Source organism: Erwinia sp. 1181_3 (assembly GCF_052824965.1).
Genome location: NZ_VTDE01000019.1, coordinates 1 through 24676, shown reverse-complemented (window position 1 = coordinate 24676; position 24676 = coordinate 1). Strand labels below are relative to the sequence as shown.

Here is a 24676-nt window from a genome sequence, read left to right as displayed (position 1 = left end):
GGATCCGAATTTATTGCACAAGCCTTTTTTAGATCTTTCTTTTTGGTTGCTGAGTTTTCACTCTTTTCGCTGAGATCTCAGGCGATCCGCACAAAATTACCGCGTCTTTTCAGCCAATCATTGATCAAAGATCACTTCCGGAACTAGGCTACTGGGATCGTATCGGTAAAGGAGAGAGTGATGAGCGACAATATACGTGCATATAAAGGAGTACGCCCTCAGTTAGGCGGACGCGTGATGATTGATCCCACCAGCGTTGTGATTGGTGACGTCGTGCTGGCTGATGATGTCGGTATCTGGCCTCTGGTAGTCATCCGGGGAGATGTTAACAAGGTCACCATTGGAAAACGCAGCAACATCCAGGATGGGAGCGTTCTGCATTTAACTCATAAATCAGCCGCTAACCCTGAAGGTCATCCACTGGTTGTTGGAGAAGATGTCACCATCGGGCATAAAGCGATGCTACACGGTTGCACGATTGGTGATCGTGTTCTGGTTGGGATGGGATCGATTCTGCTAGATGGTGTAATAGTAGAAGACGATGTGATGATAGGAGCAGGTAGCCTGGTCTCCCCGGGTAAACGCCTCGAAAGTGGTTACCTCTATTTAGGAAGCCCAGCAAAAAAAATACGCCCACTGACAGAAGAAGAGATTGGCGGATTGCTTTATTCAGCTAATAACTATGTTGGCTGGAAAAATGACTATTTATCAGAAGAGAGCCATACCCAGCCCTGAGTATCTTCTTTCTGTTGTTTGATCGCCAGCTCGGCATCCTCTTCCAGCTCCCAGCGATTCAGGCAGAAACAGGCCAGAGGATCACTTGTTGTAGGAAAACGGCGAAGCAACACTTCGCCGTCAATCGCACAAACCAGTTGAAAACCATTGACCAGCGCACTGAAGCAAACGGCCTGTATCGTTTCATCCCACCATTCACGCTCAGGAAACTGAATCGCCTGATTCACGCACTCATCTCTTGTTTCAACACATCAATAATTGGCGTGATTTCTGGCATCACCCCATGCCACAGCATAAAGGAGTGCGCCGCCTGCCCCACCAGCATTCCCAGGCCATCAGCAATCTGAGTCGATCCTTGCTGGCGACACCATTGCAGGAAAGGTGTATCACCCACCTGATAGAACATGTCATAGCAACGGCTACGCTCATTCAGCAGTCCAACAGGCAGATCAGGAATCCCCCCTTCGACACCGCTTGACGTTGCATTGATGACCAGATCGAACTGCGCATCGCGCAATTCATTCTGCGCAAGCGAACGGATACCACCGTGGTGCTGGAAAAGTGCCACCAACTCTTCAGCCCGCGCGTGAGTGCGATTCGTCACTGTTACACTGCAATTAAACGCGAGGAGCGGCAGGATCACGCCCCGTGCGGCCCCACCGGCACCGATCAACAGGATTCGATCGTCGGGATGAATCAACTGCAAACGCAGAATATCGCTTAACAGGCCGATCCCATCGGTGTTGTCCCCCAATAGACGACCATCATCCAACTTCTTTAGCGTATTGACCGCGCCTGCCAGCGCTGCGCGTTCCGTCAGTTCACTGGAGAGGGCAAAAGCCTGCTGTTTGAACGGCAGAGTAATATTTGCCCCCCTGCCATCCTGAGCAAAAAACTCGCGAGCGGACTGCTCAAATCCATCAAGCGGTGCACATAGCCGGCCGTAAGGATGCGGAATACCGGTTTGTTCAGCAAATAGCTGGTGAATACGCGGCGATTTGCTGTGGCTAATCGGGTTACCGAAGACGACGAAAGACGGCATAAGTGTTCTCTTTATCCCTGGCGAATGAGTTCGCCGGTTAATACATCGCGGATTTCTGATGGATTCTGACGACCACCGGTTTCGCCGAGGAATACCGGGAACGTCTCGCCAAACTGTGCCAGTACTTCAGCGACATCGCGACAAGGCGGTAAACTCGTCAGATTGGCACTGGTAGAAACCAGGGGTTTACCAAAGGTTTTGCACAATGCCACAACACCGGGATGATCGCTGACGCGAACGGCCAGCGAGGAAAATTGCCCCGTCAACCAGCCCGGGGTCGATGCACGCGCGGGTAACACCCAAGTGACCGGTCCTGGCCAGAGGGAAAACATCCGCTCTTTTTGCTCCGCAGAGAGCTGCTCATCGGCAATATAAGGAATCAGTTGCTGATAGTCAGCCGCAATAAGAATGAGCCCCTTCTCTATCGGACGATGTTTTAACTTCAGCAGTTTCATCACTGCTGCTTCGCTATCAGGATCACAACCCAAACCGAATACGGCCTCGGTCGGATAAGCAATCACTGCAGACTGACGCAGCACGTTAACGCAGTGCGTTAGTGACTCATCCACGGATTTCATCTTCACTACCATTATCTAATGTTACAGGTTTGCCACAGGCTTTACTGGCGCAAAAACGCCTGACACCTCTGGCCGTTTTCTTTTCAATAAGCAGCGGAAACTGGCAGAACTCGCAGATCCCTTCCAACGGTGTGAAATTAACCGCGAACTGACAATCCGGATAACGGTCACAAGCATGGAAGGTTTTACCGAAGCGCGAGCGACGTTGAACCAGCTTTCCCCCCTGGCACTGCGGACAGGCAAGTGTGGTTTCATCTGGCTTATCGATGGTTTCGGTATGTTCGCATTCGGGATAATCGCTACAGGCGATAAACATGCCATAGCGCCCCTGGCGCAGTACGAGGTCAGCACCGCATTTTGGGCATAGCTGACCTTCAAGCACTTTAATGATGTGCCCGTCAGCCTGGCCTTTTAGCGGACGAATAAAGTCGCATTCAGGATAGAGTGAGCAACCAAGGAAAGCGCCATGTTTCCCGGAGCGAATAACCAGTTCTGCCCCACACTGGGGGCAGGGTTCATTTTTTCGCACAGCGAAAAGCGCTGTTTTATTCATAACATTGTGTACACGAAGGCAATCTTCAGTGCAGCATTCCTTCATTGACGTCGAAAAGTAGCTCTTCCATTTGCTGATAGGCGTTTTCACATCCTGGGATATTAAACAACACCATCAGCACCACCCATTTGAGATCGTCCAGATCAAACTCGAGAGTATCAAGTGCCATAATACGTTCGATAACCATTTCGCGCGTGTCCAGATTCAGCACCTGAATTTGCTCCAGGAACAAAATAAAGCCACGACAGTTGGCATCTAAACGCTGACTCTCTTCCTCGGTGTAGATACGCATAGACAGCGGATCGGTAGTCAGCTGAATCGGGGCGACCAGACCTTCCTGATAATCCGCCAGCTTCTCCAACCAGTTCAACGCATTATAAATATCTTCACGATGAAAACCTGCATCGGTTAAATCATCAGTCAATTTATCCTGATCAACACGCATTTCTGCTTCGTTGTGGATATACGTTTCAAATAAGTACATTAGTACGTCGAACATGGCTTGCCCTCCTCAATCGGACATAGCCGCCGGGTACAGCTGCGATCCACCCTGCTAACTCCAACTCAAGCAACTTCGCTACGATGGTTGGCACAGGTTGGCCGGCACGTTCAGCGACGACGTCAACAGGTGTAACCTCATCTCCTACGTTAGCCAACACATCGGGAAATGGCAATGGAGGATTACTACTCTGCGCTGAATTGTTTTCCCGTTGGGGCAAATCTGATAGCCAGGAGAGGTCGCTCTGTATTTGTTCGATAATATTATTGGGATGAGCCACAAGTAATGCCCCCTGCTGAATCAGCCAGTGTGTTCCCTCGCTGCCGGGGCTGGCCAGGGACCCCGGTAGCGCATACACGTCTCGGTTCTGCTCCAATGCCAGTTTAGCTGTAACCAGTGAGCCACTGCGTAACGTCGCCTCCACGACCAGAACACCGAGGCTCAGGCCGCTAATGATCCGGTTGCGCCGGGGGAAATGCGCGCGTAATGGCTGCACCGACAGAGGAAACTCAGAGACCAGCGCACCGCCACCGGCAATGATCTGCTCTGCCAGTGCCTGATGGCGCCGTGGGTAAAGAACATCAAGTCCACTACCCAGCACGGCTATCGTCTTACCTTGCACCTCCAGCGCAGCACGATGAGCGACACCATCAATGCCTAACGCCAACCCACTGGTAATCGTCAAGCCACTGAGAGCCAGCGCCTGGCTGAACCAGTTGCCCCATTCACTACCATAATGGGAGCAATGCCGACTGCCAACCACCGCCAGCTGAGGAGAGGAAAGTATGGCCGGATCACCCGCAACAAATAGCATCAACGGAAAACGTGTGATCGCCTTCAACTGCTCTGGGTAATAAGGGCTAAGAGGTGTAATAAAATGGTGCTGTGGTGCCTCCAGCCATTCAATACTCTGAGCAATAATCTGTTTATCATAATCAAGGAACGCCTGCTGCTGTAAAACCGACAGACCTAGCGATGCCAGATCGCAGGCGTCAGGCAACGCGATCGTCTGTAATTCAGTCATTAAAGTCAGGCGCTGTGAACTTGATAGCCCGGACAGAGTTGAAAGCCGCAAGGCGCACTCCACTGGTAACATGAATCTCTCCCTGATATTGCCCCTTCCCCCTGAAGGTTACCGCCACGAATGCTGTCAATCGCAGCGCGAAATGTCTACAATAAGAGAGATAAATATCTAATCCCTTGAACACAGATCTGGAAAGTTATGTCAGTTTTGCAGGTATTACATTTTCCTGACGATCGCCTGCGCATCGTTGCGGAACCGGTAAAAGAAGTGAATGCTAATATTCAGCGTATCGTCGATGATATGTTTGAAACAATGTACGCAGAGGAAGGTATTGGCCTGGCAGCAACACAGGTGGATATTCATCAGCGTATTATCGTGATTGATGTTTCTGAGAATCGGGACGAGCGGCTGGTACTCATCAATCCGGAATTGCTGGAAGAAAGTGGCGAAACCGGTATTGAAGAAGGTTGTTTGTCTATTCCTGAACAACGCGCACTCGTGCCTCGCTCTGAAAGAGTCAAAATTCGGGCACTGGACCGTGACGGCAACAGCTTTGAATTGGAAGCGGATGGCCTGCTGGCAATCTGTATTCAACACGAGATGGATCATTTGGTTGGTAAGCTGTTTATAGATTACCTGTCGCCAATGAAACGTCAGCGTATCCGTCAGAAGCTGGAAAAACTGTATCGTCAAAGCGCCCGCGACTGAGTTCGCTGACTGAAGGGAATAATGTGTCCGAATCATTAAAAATCATTTTTGCCGGCACCCCTGACTTTGCAGCGCGTCATCTTGACGCGCTGTTGTCATCCGGGCATCAGGTTGTCGGTGTATTTACTCAGCCAGATCGACCCGCGGGCCGTGGCAACAAACTCACCGCCAGCCCCGTAAAACAGCTGGCCGAACAACACAACATTCCGGTTTTCCAGCCTAAATCACTACGTCCCGAAGAGAACCAACAACTGGTCGATGCGCTTAATGCTGATGTCATGGTGGTCGTTGCCTACGGGTTGATTCTACCGAAAGCCGTGCTGGATATGCCACGTCTTGGTTGCATTAACGTTCATGGTTCCCTGTTACCGCGCTGGCGTGGTGCCGCACCCATTCAGCGCTCGCTGTGGGCAGGTGATGCAGAGACAGGTGTGACCATCATGCAGATGGATGTTGGGCTTGATACCGGCGATATGCTCTTCAAGTTGGCCTGCCCGATCGAAGCCAGTGATACCAGTGCCACGCTGTACGACAAGCTGGCGAACCTCGGGCCTGCCGGAATGCTGAGCACTCTGACACAACTGGCAGAAGGCAGCGCACAACCTGAAGTGCAGGATGAATCGCTGGTCAGTTATGCCGAAAAACTAAGCAAGGAAGAGGCCCGTCTTGACTGGTCACTTTCTGCGTCACAGCTTGAACGCTGTATCCGTGCGTTTAATCCATGGCCAGTCAGCTACTTCGTCATTGATGAGCAACCGGTGAAAGTATGGAAGGCATCGGTGCTGGCCGCCGTTAGCGGACATCAGCCAGGCGAAGTCCTGCAAGCTGATAAGCATGGCATTCAGGTAGTGACTACCGATGGCGTGCTGAATATCGAAGAACTGCAGCCTGCCGGCAAAAAGCCGATGAAAGCCCAGGACCTGCTCAACTCCCGCCGTGAATGGTTTACTCCGGGCAATATTATTGCCTGATGCGTTGCCCGGCACTCATGCCGGGCAATCGTAAGAATTGCGAATCCACTATGAAAAAAAATACTAACTTACGCAGTGTTGCTGCTCAGACTATCGAGAAAGTCGTTGAGCAAGGGCAATCGCTCAGTAACGTGCTGCCCGCTGCACAGAAATCTGTCGGTGAGAAAGACGCAGCCCTGCTACAGGAGCTTTGCTACGGCGTACTGCGTACGCTTCCGCAACTGGAGTGGATTATCAGCAAACTGATGTCACGTCCGATGACAGGCAAGCAACGCACTATTCACTTCCTGATTATGGTCGGCCTGTATCAGTTGATGCATACACGAATCCCGGCTCATGCTGCACTAGCGGAAACGGTAGAGGGTGCCATTGCGCTGAAACGTCAGCAGCTAAAAGGCCTGATCAACGGAGTACTGCGGCAGTTCCAGCGTCAACAGGAAGAGTTGATGCTGCAGATGAATGATGGCGATCAGCAGTACCTGCATCCAAAGTGGTTACTGGAACGCCTGAAACGTGCCTGGCCAGATCAGTGGCAACAGATTGTCGAGGCTAATAACCAGCGGCCACCGATGTGGCTGCGTGTTAACCGAAACCATCACAGCCGCGATGCGTGGCTGGCACTCCTTGAGGAAAGCGGTAAAACGGCATTTTTTCATCCGCAACACAGTGATGCATTAAGACTGGAAACCCCGTGCGCAGTGGGCCAGCTTCCGGGGTTCGATCAGGGGTGGGTCACTGTTCAGGATGCCTCAGCCCAGGGCTGTGTGGCACTGCTTGATCCACAGAATGGCGAGAAGATCCTCGACCTCTGTGCTGCACCAGGCGGTAAGACGACACATATTCTGGAAGCGGCCCCTCAGGCTGACGTCATGGCCGTAGATGTTGATGCCCAGCGCCTGGCAAGAATTAGTGAGAATTTGCAACGCCTGAACATGACAGCGGAAGTTAAGCTGGGTGACGGCCGTACCCCAGAAGCCTGGTGTGGGAATACGCAATTCGATCGTATTCTGCTGGATGCGCCATGTTCAGCAACCGGTGTCATACGGCGCCATCCTGATATCAAGTGGCTGCGCCGCGATCGTGATATCCCAGAACTTGCCTTATTACAGCAGCAGATTCTGGATGCAGTCTGGCCACATCTGAAGTCAGGCGGGACGTTGTTATACGCGACCTGTTCAATATTACCGGAAGAAAATCATCAGCAAGTAAGCCAGTTCCTGCAGCGTCATACTGATGCGCGTTTAAGTGATACAGGTGACCTCTCACAACCGGGTATTCAGGTATTTCCGCAGACCGATGGCGGTGATGGCTTCTATTACGCAAAATTGATAAAACAATGACCAGCGTGGCGCGTTACACTGCGCCACAATCTGAACGATAACCAACAGACTGAAGCATAATGAAAATCATCATTCTTGGTGCAGGACAGGTCGGCGGAACACTCGCTGAGAACCTGGTCGGTGAAAACAACGATATTACCGTGGTCGATACCGATGCCCTGCGTTTGCGTCAGCTGCAGGACAAGTTCGACTTACGCGTGGTACAGGGGCATGGTTCACATCCCCGTGTATTACGCGAGGCCGGCGCTGAAGATGCTGATATGCTGGTTGCGGTAACCAATTCAGATGAAACCAATATGGTCGCCTGTCAGGTTGCCTACTCTCTTTTTAACACGCCAAACCGCATCGCCCGTATCCGCGCCCCGGACTATATCCGTGATGCTGATAAGCTATTCATTCCTGAAGCCGTTCCTATCGACCATCTGATCTCACCCGAGCAATTGGTGATCGACAATATCTACCGACTCATTGAGTACCCGGGTGCTCTGCAGGTAGTTAATTTTGCCGAAGGCAAGGTGAGTCTGGCCGTGGTGAAAGCCTATTATGGTGGGCCGCTGGTCGGTAATGCCTTATCAGTGATGCGCGAGCATATGCCGCACATTGATACCCGCGTAGCAGCGATCTTCCGTCAGGATCGCCCGATCCGCCCCCAGGGTTCCACCATCATTGAAGCGGGAGATGAAGTGTTCTTCATCGCTGCCAGCCAGCATATCCGCGCGGTAATGAGTGAATATCAAAGGCTGGAAAAACCCTACAAGCGCATTATGATCGTCGGTGGTGGGAATATTGGTTTTGGTCTGGCACAGCGTCTTGAGAAACATTACAGCGTAAAACTGATCGAACGTGATCAGCAGCGAGCTGCTGAGCTGGCCCAGAACCTGCAAAACACCATCGTCTTTTATGGCGATGCATCGGATCAGGAACTGCTGGCTGAAGAACATGTTGATCAGATTGATCTGTTTATCGCCATCACTAACGATGATGAAGCTAATATTATGTCAGCCATGCTGGCAAAACGTATGGGTGCCAAGAAAGCGATGGTACTTATCCAGCGTCGCGCCTATGTTGACCTGGTCCAGGGCAGCGTGATCGACATCGCGATTTCACCTCAGCAGGCAACAATATCAGCGCTGCTAGGACATGTACGTAAAGCGGATATCGTGGGTGTTTCTTCTCTGCGCCGTGGTGTTGCCGAAGCCATTGAAGCTATCGCTCATGGCGAAGAATCTACATCGAAAGTTGTAGGACGTCAGATTGATGACATCAAGCTACCGCCCGGCACAATCATTGGCGCCGTTGTGCGCGGTAGTGATGTGATCATCGCTAATGACAATCTGCGTATTGAGCAGGGCGACCATGTCATTATGTTTCTCACCGACAAGAAGTTTGTTTCTGACGTCGAACGTTTATTCCAGCCCAGCCCGTTCTTCCTCTAATCGATCTAATCTCACTTCTCACCCGGTTCTGACCGGGTGTTTAGCTTTTTATCTGCAATCTCCGTGGAAAAAGCCCGATCGTTTGTTAGACTTAAAAAATTGGCAAATACGGGAGATAACAATGAGTTTATTCAAAGAGTTTCGCGATTTCGCGATGCGTGGCAACGTGGTGGACCTGGCTGTCGGTGTCATCATTGGTGCGGCGTTTGGCAAAATCGTGTCCTCACTGGTGGCAAACATCATTATGCCACCGCTGGGATTATTGATTGGGGGAGTTGATTTTAAACAGTTTGCCTGGGTATTGAAGCCTGCAGAAGGGGAAACCGCAGCAGTCGTAATGCAATACGGTATTTTCCTGCAAACCATTTTTGATTTTGTCATCGTTGCCTTTGCCATCTTCATGGCCATCAAAGTGATGAACAAAATGTACAAAAAGAAAGAAGTGGAAAAACCGGTGGCAAAACCTTCTGCAGAAGAAACTCTTCTGAGTGAGATCCGTGACCTGTTGAAAGAGCAGAATAACAAGCCGCTGTAAGCGAGCCTGGACTTCTGAAAACCGCCATAACTGGCGGTTTTTTTATGCCTGAAAAACCAGGAGGCCAGTGGTAAATACGCGATTTGCGCACTGACCACTGGCCTCCCAGTTACCTTTCTTCGCGTGTTTATCTTTACGTCGGAAGCTGCCTTTTCCTTTCTGATTGACTTCGATACGCGTTTTGAATAATGGGTCATGTAACAATGCTTCCAGAGCATTATCGCGGATAGTGCCCTTTTTATGCTGATAGACAGTCATAGTTTTTCCTGTTGATGGATGACGTTGGTGAATATAGACCTCTGGCAACGGAAATTCAATCGGTGCTTTTCGCCACCGTAGTAGTCGCGCCTTTTTCTAAGGCTTCAAGAATCGAACAATATACACTGCTGTGAGACGTGCCACAGCAGGCATCATTAAGGCAAGTAAGCGAGCGTTGCATATGATGTAATTCCGTAAGCATCGCTTCAACTTCATTCAGCCGCTTCTGTACGATGGTCTTTGATTCCTGGCAGGTATGATGCTCAGGGTCGACGCGAATTGACAGCAATTCACGAATCGCCTCAAGAGTGAAACCCAACTGTCGACCATAGCGAATAAACTTAAGGCGCTGCAGATCGCTGTCACTGTAAAGTCTGAACCCGCCTTCGGTACGCACCTTATGATCCATCATCTGCTGTTTTTCATAAAACCGGATAGTATCCGGCGTCACATCAGCCAGTTTCGCCAGCTGTCCAATACGGTACATTACTCTTCCTCCCGAAAGTGCTGCTGTATTCTGCGGCCATAGCCGCCCTGCAAAAAATCAGTACTGATTCCCGCCTGTTTCAACTTCACCTCAAGTAAGCTCAGACGTTTTGCCTGTTGATAGTAGCGCTCTTCATTTGGATCGACCGTTCGCATTAATTCATCCAGCTCTAGAGCTTCGCGTTTCATCTCCAGCTCTGGTGGCAAGAAGCCAGAATTCTTCAGAATACGATAGCCCGCACGCAGCTCAGAAGGCACATGGCTATCATCATCCAGCTGTAGGGGATGACCTGCTCCGGGGAGATTATCGAGCTCACCCTGACGAAGGGCCGCGAGGATATGCTTTTCTGCGAGTTGATCAAGTAAAGACATGATGGCCTCCGTTTACCAGATTGAGGTCAGCATAACGCATTTGAGAGAGAGATAAAGGGGGCAGGAATTTTGGATATAAAAAAACCCCGCAAGCGGGGCTTTTTCAATACTGCGGCAGATTACTCTGCTGCAGCTTCTGCTTGAGCTTCTGGACGATCAACCAGCTCGATGTAAGCCATCGGAGCGTTGTCACCAGCGCGGAAGCCACACTTCAGAATGCGAGTGTAACCACCTGCACGGCTCGCGAAACGCGGACCGAGCTCATTAAACAGTTTTGCCACGATCTCGTTATCACGAGTACGGGCGAATGCCAGACGACGATTAGCTACGCTGTCGGTCTTGGCAAGAGTAATCAGCGGCTCAACTACGCGACGCAGCTCTTTCGCTTTTGGCAGGGTCGTCTTGATAATCTCGTGACGAACCAAAGAGCCAGCCATGTTGCGGAACATAGCCTGACGATGGCTGCTGTTGCGGTTCAGTTGACGACCACTCTTACGATGGCGCATGACCTTATCCTTCTCAGTGAAACCTTAACCTGTGATCGGGTTATTCATCAGCGATGCTAGCGGGTGGCCAGTTTTCCAGGCGCATGCCCAGAGACAAACCACGAGAAGCCAGCACATCTTTAATCTCAGTAAGAGATTTTTTACCAAGGTTAGGCGTTTTAAGCAGCTCAACCTCGGTACGCTGTACCAGATCACCGATGTAGTGGATAGCTTCTGCCTTAAGGCAGTTAGCAGAGCGGACAGTCAATTCCAGATCGTCAACAGGGCGCAGCAAGATCGGATCGAATTCTGGTTTCTCTTCTTTCACTTCCGGCTGACGTACATCACGTAAGTCGACGAAAGCTTCCAGTTGTTCAGCCAGAATGGTCGCTGCACGGCGGATCGCCTCTTCAGGATCGATAGTACCGTTAGTTTCCATTTCGATGACCAGCTTGTCCAAATCGGTACGCTGTTCTACACGCGCTGCTTCAACATTGTAGGCAATTCGCTCTACAGGGCTGTAGCAGGCATCGACCAACAGACGACCAATTGGGCGCTCATCTTCTTCCGAATGAATTCGGGCAGAAGCCGGCACATAACCACGACCACGCTGAACTTTGATACGCATGCTGATAGCGGCGTTTTCATCGGTCAGGTGACAGATCACGTGCTGCGGCTTGACGATTTCGACATCCCCATCATGGGTGATATCGGCTGCAGTCACAGGGCCAATGCCAGATTTATTCAGAGTAAGAATAACTTCATCTTTGCCCTGAACTCTTACCGCCAAACCTTTTAGGTTGAGCAGGATTTCCAGGATATCTTCCTGTACGCCCTCTTTGGTGCTGTACTCGTGCAGTACACCATCAATTTCAACCTCGGTCACCGCGCAACCCGGCATTGATGAAAGCAGAATACGGCGCAGTGCGTTACCAAGAGTATGGCCAAAGCCACGCTCTAAAGGCTCAAGGGTCACCTTGGCGTGCGTCGAACTCACTTGCTCGATATCTACCAGGCGCGGTTTTAGAAACTCTGTCACAGAACCCTGCATTGTGTCCTCTCTTTGGTACTAAGCCTTACTTGGAGTAAAGCTCGACGATCAGGTGTTCGTTAATGTCCGCAGACAGATCAGTACGTTCAGGAATACGCTTGAACACACCTTCCATCTTAGTTGCATCAACTTCCAGCCAGGTTGGCTTTTCACGCTGTTCAGCCAGCTCCAGAGCGGCTTTCACGCGAGACTGCTTTTTGGCTTTCTCACGGATGCTAACAACGTCATTCGGAGTTACCTGATAAGAAGCGATGCTAACAACGCGACCGTTTACCATAATAGATTTGTGGCTAACCAACTGACGTGCTTCTGCACGAGTGGCACCAAAGCCCATACGGTAAACAACGTTATCCAGACGACCTTCCAGCAGAGCTAACAGATTTTCACCTGTGTTGCCTTTCAGACGAGCTGCTTCTTTATAATAGTTACGGAACTGACGCTCCAGCACGCCGTAGGTACGACGAACTTTCTGCTTTTCACGTAACTGCACGCCATAGTCAGACAGACGTGGCTTGCGCGCACCGTGCTGACCAGGAGCTTGTTCAATCTTACACTTGGTATCAATCGCGCGAACGCCAGACTTGAGGAACAGGTCTGTGCCTTCACGACGGCTCAGCTTGAGCTTAGGACCCAAATATCTTGCCATTTTCTTTCTCCAACATTCCTAAAAAACGGGGCGTTATACGCGACGTTTTTTCGGCGGACGACAACCGTTGTGAGGGATCGGAGTCACATCAGTAATATTAGTGATGCGGAAACCAGCAGCGTTCAGAGCACGAATTGTTGATTCGCGGCCTGGACCAGGACCCTTAACCATAACTTCCAGGTTCTTAATACCGTAATCTTTCACGGCCTCTGCGCAACGCTCTGCAGCAACCTGCGCAGCGAACGGCGTAGACTTACGAGAACCACGGAAACCGGAACCACCGGCTGTTGCCCAACCCAGCGCATTACCTTGACGATCGGTAATAGTTACGATGGTGTTGTTGAAAGATGCATGGACATGAGCCACGCCATCAGAGACTTGCTTTCTTACACGCTTACGTGCACGAACTGGTGCCTTTGCCATTATTCAATCACCCCGATTATTTCTTGATCGGTTTACGCGGACCCTTACGGGTACGTGCGTTAGTCTTGGTACGCTGACCGCGCACTGGAAGACCACGACGATGACGCAAACCACGATAGCAGCCAAGGTCCATAAGACGCTTGATGCTCAGGGTGACTTCACGACGCAGATCGCCTTCAACAACAAATTTAGCTACTGCATCACGCAGAATGTCGATTTGTTCTTCAGACAGCTCACTGATCTTAACATTTTCAGCAATACCCGTTGACGCACAGATAGCCTGTGAGCGGGTTTTACCGATACCGAAAATTGCAGTTAATGCGATAACGGTATGTTTATGATCAGGAATGTTAATGCCTGCTATACGGGCCACTATGCACTCCTATTTAATTACTTATGCGTCCCATGCCGAAAAGCCCGTTTTCAGGATACTCAAATGGAAACGCATAGACATACAAAAGATTGGCTGGCTAATCTAGCCAGCTCAACCCGACTTTGCAAGAAAAATATGCGATTAAATCAGCCTTGGCGCTGTTTATGCTTAGGCTCGGCACTACAAATCACACGAACGACGCCGTCGCGACGAATGATTTTGCAGTTACGACATAATTTCTTGACGGAAGCACGAACTTTCATTTTTACTCTCCGTAACTTCTCAAGCGCCTGAATTAACGGCCGTAGCCCTTCAGGTTTGCTTTCTTCAATGCAGACTCATACTGACTTGACATCATCAGAGTTTGCACTTGAGCCATAAAGTCCATGATGACAACGACTACGATCAGCAGTGATGTACCGCCGAAGTAGAATGGAACTTTCATCGCATCACGCATGAACTCCGGGATCAGGCAGATAAAGGTAATGTACAACGCACCGATTAATGTCAGGCGTGTCATTACTTTATCGATATACTTCGCCGTCTGTTCTCCCGGACGAATACCTGGTACAAATGCACCAGACTTCTTCAGGTTATCTGCTGTTTCACGCGGGTTGAAAACCAACGCTGTGTAGAAGAAACAGAAGAAGATGATTGCAGTCGCATAGAGTAGCACATAAAGCGGTTGACCTGGCTGTAATGACATCGAAATAGTCGTCAGCCAGTTCCAGCCAGTTCCGCCCCCGAACCATGACGCGATGGTTGCTGGGAACAAGATAATGCTGGAAGCAAAGATAGCAGGTATTACACCAGCCATATTAACTTTCAACGGTAAATGTGTGCTCTGCGCAGCATAGACACGACGGCCTTGCTGACGTTTCGCATAGTTCACCACAATGCGGCGTTGACCACGCTCAACGAAAACAACGAAGAAGGTCACTGCAAATACGAGAACTGCAACCAACAGCAACAGGAGGAAGTGCAGGTCGCCTTGCCGCGCTTGCTCGATGGTATGGCCAATGGCCGGCGGCAGACCCGCAACAATACCAGCGAAGATAATGATCGAGATACCATTACCGATACCTCGCTCAGTTATCTGCTCGCCCAGCCACATCAGGAACATTGTCCCCGTGACCAGACTGACAACAGCGGTAAAGTAGAAAGCAAAACCTGGATTTAGTACCAGACCTTGCATTCCTGGCATATTCGGCAGGCCGGTAGCAATACCGACCGCCTGGAATATACCTAATACCAGAGTACCGTAACGGGTGTACTGGCTAATCTTACGACGGCCAGCCTCCCCTTCTTTCTTGATTTCTGCTAACGCTGGATGAACCACCGTCAGCAGCTGGATAATAATAGAGGCCGAAATATACGGCATAATACCCAGGGCAAAGATAGAAGCACGGCTCAGAGCACCACCAGAGAACATGTTGAACATTTCAATGATGGTGCCACGCTGTTGCTCAAGCAGTTTGGCAAGTACAGTGGCATCGATACCAGGGATCGGAATAAAAGAACCAATGCGGAAGACAATTAGCGCACCAATTACAAACAGAAGTCTGCGTTTTAGTTCGCCAAAACCACCTTTGGCACTTTGAAAATCTAATCCCGGTTGCTTAGCCATCTGCTACTTATTCCTCAATTTTACCGCCAGCAGCTTCGATTGCAACACGAGCGCCTTTAGTTACACGCAGACCGCGAATCGTTACCGGTGCAGAAACTTCGCCAGACAAGATCACTTTCGCGAACTCCATCTGAATACCGATAATGTTTGCTGCTTTCAGCGTGTTCAGGTCGACGATACCGCCTTCAACTTTCGCCAGGTCAGACAGACGAACTTCTGCAGTGACCATTGCTTTGCGAGAGGTGAAACCGAATTTCGGCAGACGACGGTACAGAGGCATCTGGCCGCCTTCAAAACCACGACGTACGCCACCGCCAGAACGTGAGTTCTGACCTTTGTGACCGCGACCGCCGGTTTTGCCGAGACCAGAACCAATACCACGACCCAGACGTCTAGGAGCGTGCTTGGAGCCGTCGGCCGGAGACAGAGTATTTAAACGCATCTGTTACTCCTCCACTTTAACCATGTAGGAAATCGCGTTAACCATACCGCGTACAGCTGGCGTGTCTTCACGCTCTACGGTGTGGTTAATACGACGCAGACCCAGGCCAAGCAGTGTTGCCTTATGTTTAGGCAAACGACCGATCGAACTACGGGTTTGAGTAATTTTAATAGTCTTAGCCATGGTCATTACCCCAGAATGTCTTCAACGGATTTGCCACGCTTGGCAGCGACCATTTCTGGGGAATTCATGTTGGCCAGGCCATCCAGAGTTGCACGAACCACGTTGATCGGGTTGGTGGAACCGTAGGCTTTAGCCAAAACGTTATGAACCCCAGCAACTTCCAGAACGGCGCGCATTGCACCACCGGCAATAATACCGGTACCTTCTGAAGCTGGTTGCATGAACACACGAGAACCTGTGTGCACACCTTTAACAGGGTGCTGCAGGGTGCCGTTGTTCAGCGCGACATTGATCATATTGCGACGAGCTTTTTCCATCGCTTTCTGGATCGCTGCTGGAACTTCACGCGCTTTTCCGTAACCAAAACCAATGCGACCATTACCATCACCAACAACAGTCAGAGCTGTGAAGGAGAAAATACGGCCACCTTTAACGGTTTTAGATACGCGATTTACCGCGATCAGCTTTTCCTGCAGTTCGCCAGCTTGTTTTTCGATGTGTGCCATCTTACACCTCTACCTTAGAACTGTAGGCCAGCTTCACGGGCAGCATCTGCCAGTGCCTGGACACGACCATGATATTGGAAACCAGAACGGTCGAAAGAAACACCAGTGATGCCTTTTTCGATTGCGCGTTCAGCAACTGCTTTACCAACAGCAGCAGCAGCGTCTTTGTTTCCAGTGTACTTCAGTTGCTCACTGATAGCTTTTTCTACTGTAGAAGCAGCGACCAGGACTTCAGAACCGTTGGGTGCGATTACCTGTGCGTAAATATGACGCGGGGTACGATGTACCACCAGGCGAGTAGCACCCAGCTCTTTGAGCTTGCGACGTGCGCGGGTCGCACGACGGATACGAGCAGATTTCTTATCCATAGTGTTACCTTACTTCTTCTTAGCCTCTTTGGTACGCACGACTTCGTCGGCGTAACGAACACCCTTGCCTTTATAAGGCTCAGGACGACGGTAGGCGCGCAGATCCGCTGCAACCTGACCAATCAGCTGTTTATCAGCGCCTTTCAGCACGATCTCAGTCTGAGTTGGACATTCAGCAGTGATTCCCGCTGGCAGCTCATGGTCAACAGGGTGAGAGAAGCCCAGGGCTAAGCTCACAGAGTTGCCTTTTACGGCTGCACGATAACCTACACCAACCAGCTGCAGCTTCTTAGTGAAGCCTTCGGTAACACCGATAACCATAGCGTTCAACAGCGCACGAGAGGTACCCGCCTGCGCCCAACCATCCACAAAACCTTCGCGCGGAGCGAAAGTCAGGGTGTTGTCAGCATGCTTAACTTCTACAGCTTTGTTGAGCGTACGAGTCAGCTCGCCGTTTTTACCTTTAATCGAAATAACCTGACCGTCGAGTTTTACCTCTACGCCGGCAGGAATCGCGACTGGTGCTTTAGCAACACGAGACATTTATTCCTCCGATTAAGCTACGTAGCAGATAATTTCGCCGCCAAGACCTGCCTGGCGTGCTGCACGATCGGTCATAACACCTTTAGAGGTAGAGATAACAGCGATACCCAGTCCAGCCATAACTTTTGGCAGTTCGTCTTTGCGTTTGTAGATACGCAGACCTGGACGGCTTACACGCTGAATGCTCTCAACCACTGCCTTGCCCTGGAAATACTTAAGAGTCAGTTCCAGTTCAGGCTTGGTGTCGCCTTCGATTTTAAATTCTTCAATATAGCCTTCTTCCTTCAGCACGTTGGCAATAGCCAATTTCAGCTTGGAGGAAGGCATGGTGACCGCAACTTTGTTCGCGGCTTGACCGTTACGGATACGGGTCAGCATATCCGCGATCGGATCTTGCATGCTCATCTGTCTTTACTCCCGTGATTCAATTGGTAATTACCAGCTAGCCTTTCTCAAGCCAGGTACTTCACCGCGCATGGCGGCTTCACGCAACTTGATACGGCTCAGACCGAATTTGCCCACATAACCATGTGGACGGCCAGTTTGACGGCAGCGGTTACGCTGACGAGACGGGCTGGAATCACGCGGCAGAGTTTGCAGCTTGAGAACAGCATTCCAACGATCTTCGTCGGATGAGTTCACATTTGAAATGATAGCCTTCAGTTCCTCGCGTTTAGCGCGGTACTTGTCAGCCAGTTTCACGCGAACGACTTCACGTGCTTTCATCGATTGCTTAGCCATCAGTAACCCTGCCTTACTTGCGGAACGGGAAGTTAAAAGCAGCCAAAAGTGCGCGGCCTTCATCATCAGATTTCGCAGTAGTGGTAATGGTGATATCCAAACCACGAACGCGGTCGACTTTGTCATAGTCGATCTCTGGGAAGATGATCTGCTCACGAACGCCCATGCTGTAGTTTCCACGGCCATCGAATGACTTAGCGGACAAGCCACGGAAGTCACGGATACGTGGAACAGCAATAGAAATCAGACGCTCAAAGAACTCCCACATGCGTTCGCCACGCAGAGTTACTTTACAGCCGATCGGATAGCCCTGACGGATTTTGAAGCCTGCAACTGATTTGCGTGCTTTGGTGATAAACGGCTTTTGACCGGAGATTGCTGCTAAGTCAGCTGCTGCATTATCCAGCAGTTTCTTATCAGCGATCGCTTCACCTACACCCATATTCAGGGTGATCTTCTCGACCCGAGGGACTTGCATGACAGAATTGTAGCTAAACTCAGTCATGAGTTGTTTAACTACTTCGTCTTTGTAGTAATCATGCAGTTTCGCCATCGTACTACTCCAAATTACTTGATAGTTTCGCTGTTCGACTTGAAGAAACGGACTTTTTTGCCGTCTTCGAATCTAAAGCCTACACGGTCAGCCTTGCCGGTTGCCGAGTTGAAGAGTGCAACGTTAGAAACCTGAATAGCAGCTTCTTTTTCAACGATGCCACCTGGTTGGTTCAGAGCCGGAACCGGCTTTGAGTGTTTCTTAACCAGGTTAATACCTTCAACAATCAGTTTGCCTGAAGACAGAACATTTTTTACTTTACCGCGCTTACCTTTATCTTTGCCGGTCAGCACGATAACTTCGTCATCGCGACGGATTTTAGCTGCCATTTTTCGCTCCTTAGAGTACTTCTGGTGCCAGAGAGATAATTTTCATGAACTTTTCAGTACGAAGTTCACGAGTTACCGGCCCAAAAATACGCGTTCCGATAGGCTGCTCACTGTTATTATTTAAAATAACGCATGCATTACCATCGAAGCGAATGACAGAACCGTCCGGGCGACGAACACCCTTCCTGGTGCGCACCACTACCGCTTTCAGCACATCACCCTTCTTAACCTTACCGCGAGGAATTGCTTCCTTGATGGTAATTTTGATGATGTCGCCTACGCCTGCGTAGCGACGGTGCGAGCCACCCAGAACCTTGATACACATTACGCGACGTGCACCGGAGTTGTCGGCGACGGTCAGCATAGTCTGTTCTTGGATCATTTTAGTGCTCCGCTAATGTCAACTACTACTTCGGGACCTGATTCAGGTCGTATAAAAGCCCCATATTGAGGGCGCAGCATTATAACACTGCTTCCTGCATATGGGTAGAAAAAATAAACGGCTCTTGCGAGCCGTTTATCTTATTTTTTAGAGACGGCAGATTCTATTACAGAATTGCTTTCTCTACAACGCGAACCAGCGTCCAGGACTTAGTCTTGGACAGTGGACGGCATTCGCGGACTTCAACCACGTCGCCGATACCACATTCATTGTTCTCGTCGTGTACGTGCAGTTTGGTCGTACGCTTGATGAATTTCCCGTAGATTGGGTGCTTCACAACACGTTCGATAGCAACAACAATAGATTTCTCCATTTTGTCACTAGTCACACGACCTTGCAGAGTACGGATTTTATCGGTCATTACGCACCCGCCTTCTCAGTCAGTAAAGTCTTAACACGTGCAACATCACGGCGCACATTCTTCAAGACGTGAGTCTGTTGAAGTTGGCCGGATGCTGCCTGCATGCGCAGATTAAACTGTTCACGCAGCAGGTTAAGAAGCTCAGTGTTGAGCTCTTCAACGCTTTTTTCACGCAGCTCTGTAGCTTTCATTACATCACCGTCTTAGTTACAAAGGTGGTTTTGATAGGCAGTTTTGCTGCTGCCAGCTTGAAGGCTTCACGGGCCAGCTCTTCTGGAACGCCGTCCATTTCATACAGGACTTTGCCAGGCTGGATCAAGGCAACCCAATACTCTACGTTACCTTTACCTTTACCCATACGCACTTCCAGCGGCTTCTCGGTAATTGGTTTGTCCGGGAATACTCGGATCCAAATTTTACCTTGACGCTTAACTGCACGGGTCATAGCACGACGTGCTGCTTCGATCTGACGTGCAGTCAGACGACCACGGCCAACAGCTTTCAGACCGAAAGTACCGAAGCTAACATCCGTACCCTGCGCCAGACCACGGTTGCGGCCTTTGTGCACTTTACGGAATTTTGTACGCTTTGGTTGTAACATCAGCGACTCTCCTTACTTACGGCCTTTACGCTGCTGCTTTTTAGGTTGAGCAGCCGGTTCCGGTTGTTCAACAGCAGCCATACCACCCAGGATCTCACCTTTGAAGATCCATACCTTAACGCCGATTACACCATAAGTGGTGTGGGCTTCAGAGGTGTTGTAGTCAATGTCTGCACGCAGAGTGTGCAGTGGCACGCGGCCTTCACGGTACCATTCAGTACGCGCGATTTCTGCACCGCCAAGACGGCCACTAACTTCAACTTTGATCCCTTTAGCGCCCAGACGCATTGCGTTCTGTACAGCACGCTTCATCGCACGGCGGAACATCACACGACGCTCCAGCTGTGAAGTGATGCTGTCAGCAACCAATTTAGCGTCCAGTTCCGGTTTACGGACTTCGGCGATATTAATCTGTGCAGGAACGCCAGCGATATCCGCTACGACCTTGCGCAGTTTTTCTACATCTTCGCCTTTCTTACCGATAACGATGCCTGGGCGAGCAGTGTGAATGGTCACACGGATGCTCTTAGCCGGACGCTCGATAACGATACGAGAAACGGATGCTTTAGCCAGTTCTTTAGTCAGGAACTGACGCACTTTAAAGTCGCTGTCCAGGTTGTCAGCGAATTCTTTGGTATTTGCGAACCAGGTAGAGTTCCAGGGTTTAACAATACCCAGGCGAATACCATTAGGATGTACTTTCTGACCCATTGCTAGTCTCCAGAGTCTCAGCGATCGGACACAACCACAGTAATGTGGCTGGTGCGCTTCAGGATGCGATCTGCACGACCTTTTGCACGAGGCATAATGCGCTTCATGCTTGGGCCTTCGTCTACGAAGATCTTCGTGACTTTCAGATCATCAATGTCAGCGCCATCGTTGTGTTCGGCGTTAGCAATGGCAGATTCCAGAACTTTCTTGACCAGTACAGCCGCTTTCTTATTGGTGTAGGTCAAAATGTCCAGAGCCTGCGACACTTTCTTACCGCGTACAAGATCCGCTACCAGGCGAACCTTCTGTGCAGAAGAACGAGCGTGGCGATGTTTAGCGATAGTTTCCATCTCTTCCTCCTGCCTTAGCGTTTCTTGGCTTTTTTATCAGCCGCGTGGCCGCGATAAGTACGGGTCGGTGCAAATTCACCCAGTTTGTGACCGACCATTTCGTCGGAAACAAAGACAGGAACGTGCTGACGACCATTATGGACAGCGATGGTCAAACCGATCATGTTAGGGAAGATCGTTGAACGACGGGACCAGGTGCGCAGTGGCTTCTTGTCTCCGCTTTCCAAAGCTTTCTCTACCTTCTTCAGCAAGTGCAGGTCAATAAAAGGACCTTTCTTGAGAGAACGTGGCATGGCTTATCCTCTAAAATTATTTGCTACGGCGACGTACGATGAACTTATCGGTACGCTTGTTGCTGCGGGTTTTCTTACCTTTGGTCTGAACGCCCCACGGAGTTACCGGGTGCTTACCAAAGTTTTTACCCTCACCACCACCGTGCGGGTGATCAACTGGGTTCATCGCAGTACCGCGAACGGTAGGGCGAATACCACGCCAACGAGCTGCACCGGCTTTACCCAGAACGCGAAGCATGTGCTCAGCGTTACCGACTTCGCCCAGGGTTGCGCGGCAGTCAATTTCGACTTTACGCATTTCACCAGAACGCAGACGCAGGGTAACGTAAGAACCATCACGCGCAACGATCTGCACGTAAGTACCAGCAGAGCGAGCAATCTGACCGCCTTTGCCTGGTTTCATTTCTACGTTATGCACGGTAGAACCCACTGGGATGTTACGCATCGGCAGAGTGTTACCTGCTTTAATCGCAGCATCAACGCCAGACTGAATCTGGTCGCCAGCTTTCAGGCCTTTAGGGGCCAGGATATAACGGCGTTCGCCGTCTTTGTACAGAACCAGTGCGATGTTCGCAGAGCGGTTCGGATCGTACTCAAGACGTTCAACGGTCGCTGGGATACCATCTTTGTTGCGTTTGAAGTCAACAATACGGTAAGCCTGCTTGTGACCACCACCGATATGACGGGTAGTGATGCGACCATTGTTGTTACGGCCACCGGATTTGCTGTTTTTTTCTACCAGCGGGGCGAATGGTTTGCCCTTGTGCAGCTCCGCGTTTACCACTTTAACTACATGGCGACGACCCGGAGATGTCGGTTTACATTTAACAATTGCCATTGTTCTTCTCCTCCGACTTACTCAGCGCCGCCTGCGAAGTCCAGATTCTGGCCTTCTTTCAGGGTGACGTAAGCTTTTTTCCAGTCGCTACGACGACCAATACGCTGTCCAGAACGCTTAGTTTTGCCTTTAACCAGCAAAGTGTTCACGACTTCAACTTCTACTTCGAAAAGTTTCTGTACAGCGGCTTTGATTTCTGCTTTGGTCGCGTCTTTCGCAACTTTGAGAACGATGGTGTTAGTTTTTTCCATCGCAGCAGATGCTTTTTCAGATACGTGCGGCGCGCGCAGTACTTTCAGCAGACGTTCTTCACGGATCATGCCAGCATCTCCTCAACTTGCTTAACTGCGGCAGCAGTCATAACGACTTTGTCGAAGGCGATCAGGCTAACTGGGTCGATACCCGCTGCATCACGTACGTCAACCTTGTACAGGTTACGCGCGGCCAGGAACAGGTTCTCTTCCAGTTCGCCAGTGATGATCAGCACGTCTTCCAGAGCCATGTCTTTCAGTTTCTCTACCAGCAGCTTAGTTTTAGGTGCTTCCAGAGAGAACTGCTCGACAACGATCAGACGATCTTGACGTACCAGTTCGGACAGGATGCTTTTCAGCGCGCCGCGGTACATCTTTTTGTTAACTTTTTGACTGTGGTCCTGTGGCTTCGCAGCGAAGGTAACACCACCTGAACGCCAGATTGGGCTCTTTACAGAACCTGCACGAGCGCGGCCGGTACCTTTCTGGCGCCATGGCTTTTTGCCTGAACCAGTTACTTCAGCACGAGTCTTCTGAGCACGAGTACCCTGACGAGCACCTGCTGCATAAGCAACAACAACCTGGTGTACCAGCGCTTCGTTGAAATCACGACCGAAGGTAGTTTCGGAAACAGTCAGCGCGCTTTGCGCGTCTTTCAATACTAATTCCATTGCTATCCCCTTACGCCTTCACAGCTGGTTTAACGATAAGGTCGCAACCGGTAGCACCGGGTACTGCACCTTTAACCAGCAGCAGGTTGCGCTCAGCGTCAACACGTACAACGTCCAGACTCTGAACAGTTACACGCTCGTTGCCCATCTGGCCTGCCATTTTCTTGCCTTTGAACACTTTGCCCGGAGTCTGGTTCTGACCGATAGAACCCGGTACGCGGTGTGACAAGGAGTTACCGTGCGTAGCATCCTGAGTACGGAAGTTCCAGCGCTTTACAGTACCGGCAAAACCTTTACCTTTAGATGTTCCAGTCACGTCAACTTTTTTCACGTCAGCGAAAATGTCAACATTAATGCTCTGACCTACAGTGAACTCTGCGCCATCAACGGTGCGGAATTCCCACAGACCACGGCCAGCTTCAACGCCAGCTTTAGCAAAATGACCTGCTTCAGGCTTAGTTACGCGGTTAGCTTTTTTAGCACCGGTAGTTACCTGGATAGCAGTGTAACCGTCGTTTTCCAGGCCTTTGACCTGAGTAACGCGGTTTGCTTCAATTTCGATCACGGTTACAGGGATAGAAACGCCATCTTCTGTGAAGATACGGGTCATACCCACTTTTTTACCGACTAAACCAATCATTGTTTCAACCTCTCAATCGCTCAATGACCTGATTAACCCAGGCTGATCTGCACGTCAACACCTGCAGCCAGATCCAGACGCATCAGAGCATCAACCGTTTTTTCGGTTGGCTCAACGATGTCAACCAGACGCTTGTGAGTGCGAATCTCATACTGATCGCGCGCATCTTTGTTGACGTGCGGAGAGATCAGAACGGTAAAGCGCTCTTTGCGGGTCGGCAGCGGGATAGGACCACGTACCTGCGCACCAGTGCGCTTGGCAGTCTCTACGATTTCCGCAGTTGATTGATCGATCAGACGATGATCAAACGCTTTAAGACGGATACGGATTCTTTGGTTCTGCATGAGACCAGAGCTCCAATTATTTATAAACGAAAAGAATTACTACTCGCATCCATTACGATTGATGGAGGAGTGTAATCGTTGAGCACATAACCCGCATATCGCGAGTATTGTTGACAGGTACTTTCGTACTTGTCTGCGATTCATATCGAATCGCGCCTTACCATATTGGCAGGCCCGCGTATTATACGTACATCCGGAGGTAAAGCAAACACTATGTTCGTTTATCACCAAGGACGGGCATAAAAAAAGAGCGCCGAAGCGCTCTCTTTTCGTGCTCTGGCAGAGCACGCTCTGCCAGACAAGTTTCGACAATTAAGCGATAACTTTAGCAACAACACCCGCACCAACAGTACGGCCGCCTTCGCGA

Annotated in this window: 43 protein-coding genes; 6 read left to right on the top strand and 37 right to left on the bottom strand. The window is 50.3% G+C overall.

Annotation, left to right across the window (positions count from 1 at the left end):
- Window positions 1-180 precede the first annotated feature (180 nt).
- A complete protein-coding gene (locus tag FY046_RS23430) occupies window positions 181-735 on the top strand; it encodes a gamma carbonic anhydrase family protein (protein WP_133847006.1) in 555 nt (184 codons plus the stop codon).
- Here the strand turns inward: FY046_RS23430 and FY046_RS23425 are convergent.
- From FY046_RS23425 to dprA, 6 genes are read right to left on the bottom strand one after another with little or no spacing between them, the layout of a single operon-like run.
- Complete coding sequence (locus FY046_RS23425; protein WP_133847007.1) at window positions 702-962, bottom strand: DUF1488 domain-containing protein; 261 nt, start codon at window positions 960-962, stop codon at window positions 702-704. The genes FY046_RS23430 and FY046_RS23425 overlap by 34 nt on opposite strands.
- Entirely contained in the window at window positions 959-1777 is an 819-nt protein-coding gene (gene aroE / locus FY046_RS23420; protein WP_446186523.1) for a shikimate dehydrogenase, read from the bottom strand. Before aroE ends, FY046_RS23425 begins: the two co-directional genes overlap by 4 nt.
- Before the next feature lie 11 nt (window positions 1778-1788).
- Window positions 1789-2355, bottom strand: coding sequence for an L-threonylcarbamoyladenylate synthase type 1 TsaC (gene tsaC / locus FY046_RS23415; protein ID WP_133847009.1), 567 nt, complete (start codon window positions 2353-2355; stop codon window positions 1789-1791).
- Window positions 2339-2908: a DNA topoisomerase family protein gene (locus FY046_RS23410; RefSeq protein WP_133847010.1), complete on the bottom strand. Its 570-nt coding sequence runs from the start codon at window positions 2906-2908 to the stop codon at window positions 2339-2341. Before FY046_RS23410 ends, tsaC begins: the two co-directional genes overlap by 17 nt.
- 25 nt (window positions 2909-2933) lie before the next feature.
- Complete coding sequence (gene smg, locus FY046_RS23405; RefSeq protein ID WP_133847011.1) at window positions 2934-3407, bottom strand: DUF494 family protein Smg; 474 nt, start codon at window positions 3405-3407, stop codon at window positions 2934-2936.
- Entirely contained in the window at window positions 3379-4503 is a 1125-nt protein-coding gene (dprA, locus tag FY046_RS23400; RefSeq protein ID WP_133847012.1) for a DNA-protecting protein DprA, read from the bottom strand. Before dprA ends, smg begins: the two co-directional genes overlap by 29 nt.
- A 126-nt stretch (window positions 4504-4629) precedes the next feature.
- Between dprA and def the strand changes: the two genes are divergently transcribed.
- The 5 genes from def to mscL all read left to right on the top strand — a co-directional run bounded on the left by def (window position 4630) and on the right by mscL (window position 9421).
- The gene (def, locus tag FY046_RS23395; RefSeq protein ID WP_133847013.1) at window positions 4630-5139 is read left to right on the top strand and encodes a peptide deformylase; all 510 of its coding nucleotides are present in this window, start codon (window positions 4630-4632) and stop codon (window positions 5137-5139) included.
- A 23-nt stretch (window positions 5140-5162) separates the two neighbouring features.
- Window positions 5163-6110, top strand: a complete 948-nt coding sequence (fmt, locus tag FY046_RS23390; protein ID WP_133847014.1) for a methionyl-tRNA formyltransferase — start codon at window positions 5163-5165, stop codon at window positions 6108-6110.
- Between the two features lie 50 nt (window positions 6111-6160).
- The gene (rsmB, locus tag FY046_RS23385) at window positions 6161-7450 is read left to right on the top strand and encodes a 16S rRNA (cytosine(967)-C(5))-methyltransferase RsmB (RefSeq protein ID WP_159338635.1); all 1290 of its coding nucleotides are present in this window, start codon (window positions 6161-6163) and stop codon (window positions 7448-7450) included.
- Between the two features lie 59 nt (window positions 7451-7509).
- Entirely contained in the window at window positions 7510-8886 is a 1377-nt protein-coding gene (gene trkA, locus FY046_RS23380) for a Trk system potassium transporter TrkA (protein ID WP_133847016.1), read from the top strand.
- 121 nt (window positions 8887-9007) lie between these two features.
- Window positions 9008-9421 (top strand): large-conductance mechanosensitive channel protein MscL, encoded by a 414-nt coding sequence (gene mscL, locus FY046_RS23375; RefSeq protein WP_062749324.1) that lies wholly within the window; start codon window positions 9008-9010, stop codon window positions 9419-9421.
- 42 nt (window positions 9422-9463) lie between these two features.
- Here mscL and FY046_RS23370 read toward each other — a convergent pair whose 3' ends face one another.
- From FY046_RS23370 to rpsJ, 31 genes are all read right to left on the bottom strand, one after another.
- A complete protein-coding gene (locus tag FY046_RS23370) occupies window positions 9464-9679 on the bottom strand; it encodes an alternative ribosome-rescue factor A (protein WP_133847017.1) in 216 nt (71 codons plus the stop codon).
- Window positions 9680-9734: 55 nt separating this feature from the next.
- Entirely contained in the window at window positions 9735-10166 is a 432-nt protein-coding gene (gene zntR / locus FY046_RS23365) for a Zn(2+)-responsive transcriptional regulator (protein ID WP_446186522.1), read from the bottom strand.
- A complete protein-coding gene (locus FY046_RS23360) occupies window positions 10166-10537 on the bottom strand; it encodes a DnaJ family domain-containing protein (RefSeq protein ID WP_133847019.1) in 372 nt (123 codons plus the stop codon). The genes zntR and FY046_RS23360 overlap by 1 nt, the downstream gene beginning before the upstream one ends.
- A 119-nt stretch (window positions 10538-10656) precedes the next feature.
- The gene (rplQ, locus tag FY046_RS23355) at window positions 10657-11043 is read right to left on the bottom strand and encodes a 50S ribosomal protein L17 (protein ID WP_003850180.1); all 387 of its coding nucleotides are present in this window, start codon (window positions 11041-11043) and stop codon (window positions 10657-10659) included.
- 40 nt (window positions 11044-11083) lie between these two features.
- A complete protein-coding gene (locus tag FY046_RS23350) occupies window positions 11084-12073 on the bottom strand; it encodes a DNA-directed RNA polymerase subunit alpha (RefSeq protein ID WP_002919219.1) in 990 nt (329 codons plus the stop codon).
- Window positions 12074-12098: 25 nt separating this feature from the next.
- Window positions 12099-12719: a 30S ribosomal protein S4 gene (gene rpsD / locus FY046_RS23345; RefSeq protein WP_133847020.1), complete on the bottom strand. Its 621-nt coding sequence runs from the start codon at window positions 12717-12719 to the stop codon at window positions 12099-12101.
- Between the two features lie 33 nt (window positions 12720-12752).
- On the bottom strand, window positions 12753-13142 hold the full coding sequence (rpsK, locus tag FY046_RS23340; protein WP_004160563.1) for a 30S ribosomal protein S11: 390 nt from the start codon (window positions 13140-13142) through the stop codon (window positions 12753-12755).
- Between the two features lie 16 nt (window positions 13143-13158).
- Window positions 13159-13515 (bottom strand): 30S ribosomal protein S13, encoded by a 357-nt coding sequence (gene rpsM, locus FY046_RS23335; RefSeq protein WP_048917626.1) that lies wholly within the window; start codon window positions 13513-13515, stop codon window positions 13159-13161.
- 146 nt (window positions 13516-13661) lie between these two features.
- Window positions 13662-13778 (bottom strand): 50S ribosomal protein L36, encoded by a 117-nt coding sequence (rpmJ, locus tag FY046_RS23330; protein WP_004160566.1) that lies wholly within the window; start codon window positions 13776-13778, stop codon window positions 13662-13664.
- A 32-nt stretch (window positions 13779-13810) separates the two neighbouring features.
- Complete coding sequence (gene secY, locus FY046_RS23325) at window positions 13811-15142, bottom strand: preprotein translocase subunit SecY (protein ID WP_004160567.1); 1332 nt, start codon at window positions 15140-15142, stop codon at window positions 13811-13813.
- A 7-nt stretch (window positions 15143-15149) separates the two neighbouring features.
- Window positions 15150-15584, bottom strand: coding sequence for a 50S ribosomal protein L15 (gene rplO / locus FY046_RS23320; RefSeq protein ID WP_133847021.1), 435 nt, complete (start codon window positions 15582-15584; stop codon window positions 15150-15152).
- Between the two features lie 3 nt (window positions 15585-15587).
- Window positions 15588-15767 carry a 50S ribosomal protein L30 gene (gene rpmD, locus FY046_RS23315; protein WP_004160569.1) on the bottom strand — a complete coding sequence of 60 codons (180 nt, stop codon included), beginning with the start codon at window positions 15765-15767 and terminating at the stop codon, window positions 15588-15590.
- A gap of 5 nt (window positions 15768-15772) precedes the next feature.
- Entirely contained in the window at window positions 15773-16273 is a 501-nt protein-coding gene (rpsE, locus tag FY046_RS23310) for a 30S ribosomal protein S5 (RefSeq protein ID WP_004160571.1), read from the bottom strand.
- A 14-nt stretch (window positions 16274-16287) separates the two neighbouring features.
- Window positions 16288-16641 carry a 50S ribosomal protein L18 gene (gene rplR / locus FY046_RS23305; protein WP_004160572.1) on the bottom strand — a complete coding sequence of 118 codons (354 nt, stop codon included), beginning with the start codon at window positions 16639-16641 and terminating at the stop codon, window positions 16288-16290.
- A gap of 9 nt (window positions 16642-16650) precedes the next feature.
- The gene (gene rplF, locus FY046_RS23300) at window positions 16651-17184 is read right to left on the bottom strand and encodes a 50S ribosomal protein L6 (RefSeq protein WP_133847022.1); all 534 of its coding nucleotides are present in this window, start codon (window positions 17182-17184) and stop codon (window positions 16651-16653) included.
- A gap of 12 nt (window positions 17185-17196) precedes the next feature.
- A complete protein-coding gene (rpsH, locus tag FY046_RS23295; protein ID WP_133847023.1) occupies window positions 17197-17589 on the bottom strand; it encodes a 30S ribosomal protein S8 in 393 nt (130 codons plus the stop codon).
- A gap of 30 nt (window positions 17590-17619) precedes the next feature.
- Window positions 17620-17925: a 30S ribosomal protein S14 gene (rpsN, locus tag FY046_RS23290; RefSeq protein ID WP_133847024.1), complete on the bottom strand. Its 306-nt coding sequence runs from the start codon at window positions 17923-17925 to the stop codon at window positions 17620-17622.
- Window positions 17926-17938: 13 nt separating this feature from the next.
- Window positions 17939-18478 (bottom strand): 50S ribosomal protein L5, encoded by a 540-nt coding sequence (gene rplE, locus FY046_RS23285; RefSeq protein ID WP_013204126.1) that lies wholly within the window; start codon window positions 18476-18478, stop codon window positions 17939-17941.
- A gap of 14 nt (window positions 18479-18492) precedes the next feature.
- On the bottom strand, window positions 18493-18807 hold the full coding sequence (rplX, locus tag FY046_RS23280) for a 50S ribosomal protein L24 (protein WP_048917632.1): 315 nt from the start codon (window positions 18805-18807) through the stop codon (window positions 18493-18495).
- 10 nt (window positions 18808-18817) lie between these two features.
- Window positions 18818-19189 (bottom strand): 50S ribosomal protein L14, encoded by a 372-nt coding sequence (rplN, locus tag FY046_RS23275; protein ID WP_015960712.1) that lies wholly within the window; start codon window positions 19187-19189, stop codon window positions 18818-18820.
- Between the two features lie 166 nt (window positions 19190-19355).
- Complete coding sequence (gene rpsQ, locus FY046_RS23270) at window positions 19356-19610, bottom strand: 30S ribosomal protein S17 (RefSeq protein WP_133847025.1); 255 nt, start codon at window positions 19608-19610, stop codon at window positions 19356-19358.
- Window positions 19610-19801, bottom strand: a complete 192-nt coding sequence (rpmC, locus tag FY046_RS23265; RefSeq protein ID WP_048917635.1) for a 50S ribosomal protein L29 — start codon at window positions 19799-19801, stop codon at window positions 19610-19612. Before rpmC ends, rpsQ begins: the two co-directional genes overlap by 1 nt.
- Entirely contained in the window at window positions 19801-20211 is a 411-nt protein-coding gene (gene rplP / locus FY046_RS23260; protein WP_002438716.1) for a 50S ribosomal protein L16, read from the bottom strand. The genes rpmC and rplP overlap by 1 nt, the downstream gene beginning before the upstream one ends.
- A gap of 12 nt (window positions 20212-20223) precedes the next feature.
- Window positions 20224-20922: a 30S ribosomal protein S3 gene (gene rpsC / locus FY046_RS23255; protein WP_002919766.1), complete on the bottom strand. Its 699-nt coding sequence runs from the start codon at window positions 20920-20922 to the stop codon at window positions 20224-20226.
- Window positions 20923-20939: 17 nt separating this feature from the next.
- On the bottom strand, window positions 20940-21272 hold the full coding sequence (rplV, locus tag FY046_RS23250; RefSeq protein ID WP_000447532.1) for a 50S ribosomal protein L22: 333 nt from the start codon (window positions 21270-21272) through the stop codon (window positions 20940-20942).
- Window positions 21273-21286: 14 nt separating this feature from the next.
- Window positions 21287-21565 carry a 30S ribosomal protein S19 gene (gene rpsS / locus FY046_RS23245; RefSeq protein ID WP_004160590.1) on the bottom strand — a complete coding sequence of 93 codons (279 nt, stop codon included), beginning with the start codon at window positions 21563-21565 and terminating at the stop codon, window positions 21287-21289.
- Window positions 21566-21581: 16 nt separating this feature from the next.
- Window positions 21582-22403: a 50S ribosomal protein L2 gene (gene rplB, locus FY046_RS23240; RefSeq protein WP_133847026.1), complete on the bottom strand. Its 822-nt coding sequence runs from the start codon at window positions 22401-22403 to the stop codon at window positions 21582-21584.
- Between the two features lie 17 nt (window positions 22404-22420).
- Window positions 22421-22723 (bottom strand): 50S ribosomal protein L23, encoded by a 303-nt coding sequence (gene rplW, locus FY046_RS23235; protein WP_062749336.1) that lies wholly within the window; start codon window positions 22721-22723, stop codon window positions 22421-22423.
- Window positions 22720-23325 (bottom strand): 50S ribosomal protein L4, encoded by a 606-nt coding sequence (gene rplD, locus FY046_RS23230; RefSeq protein ID WP_133847027.1) that lies wholly within the window; start codon window positions 23323-23325, stop codon window positions 22720-22722. The genes rplW and rplD overlap by 4 nt, the downstream gene beginning before the upstream one ends.
- Window positions 23326-23335: 10 nt before the next feature.
- The gene (rplC, locus tag FY046_RS23225) at window positions 23336-23965 is read right to left on the bottom strand and encodes a 50S ribosomal protein L3 (protein ID WP_133847028.1); all 630 of its coding nucleotides are present in this window, start codon (window positions 23963-23965) and stop codon (window positions 23336-23338) included.
- Window positions 23966-23997: 32 nt separating this feature from the next.
- Window positions 23998-24309 carry a 30S ribosomal protein S10 gene (gene rpsJ, locus FY046_RS23220; RefSeq protein WP_001181005.1) on the bottom strand — a complete coding sequence of 104 codons (312 nt, stop codon included), beginning with the start codon at window positions 24307-24309 and terminating at the stop codon, window positions 23998-24000.
- Between the last annotated feature and the right edge of the window lie 367 nt (window positions 24310-24676).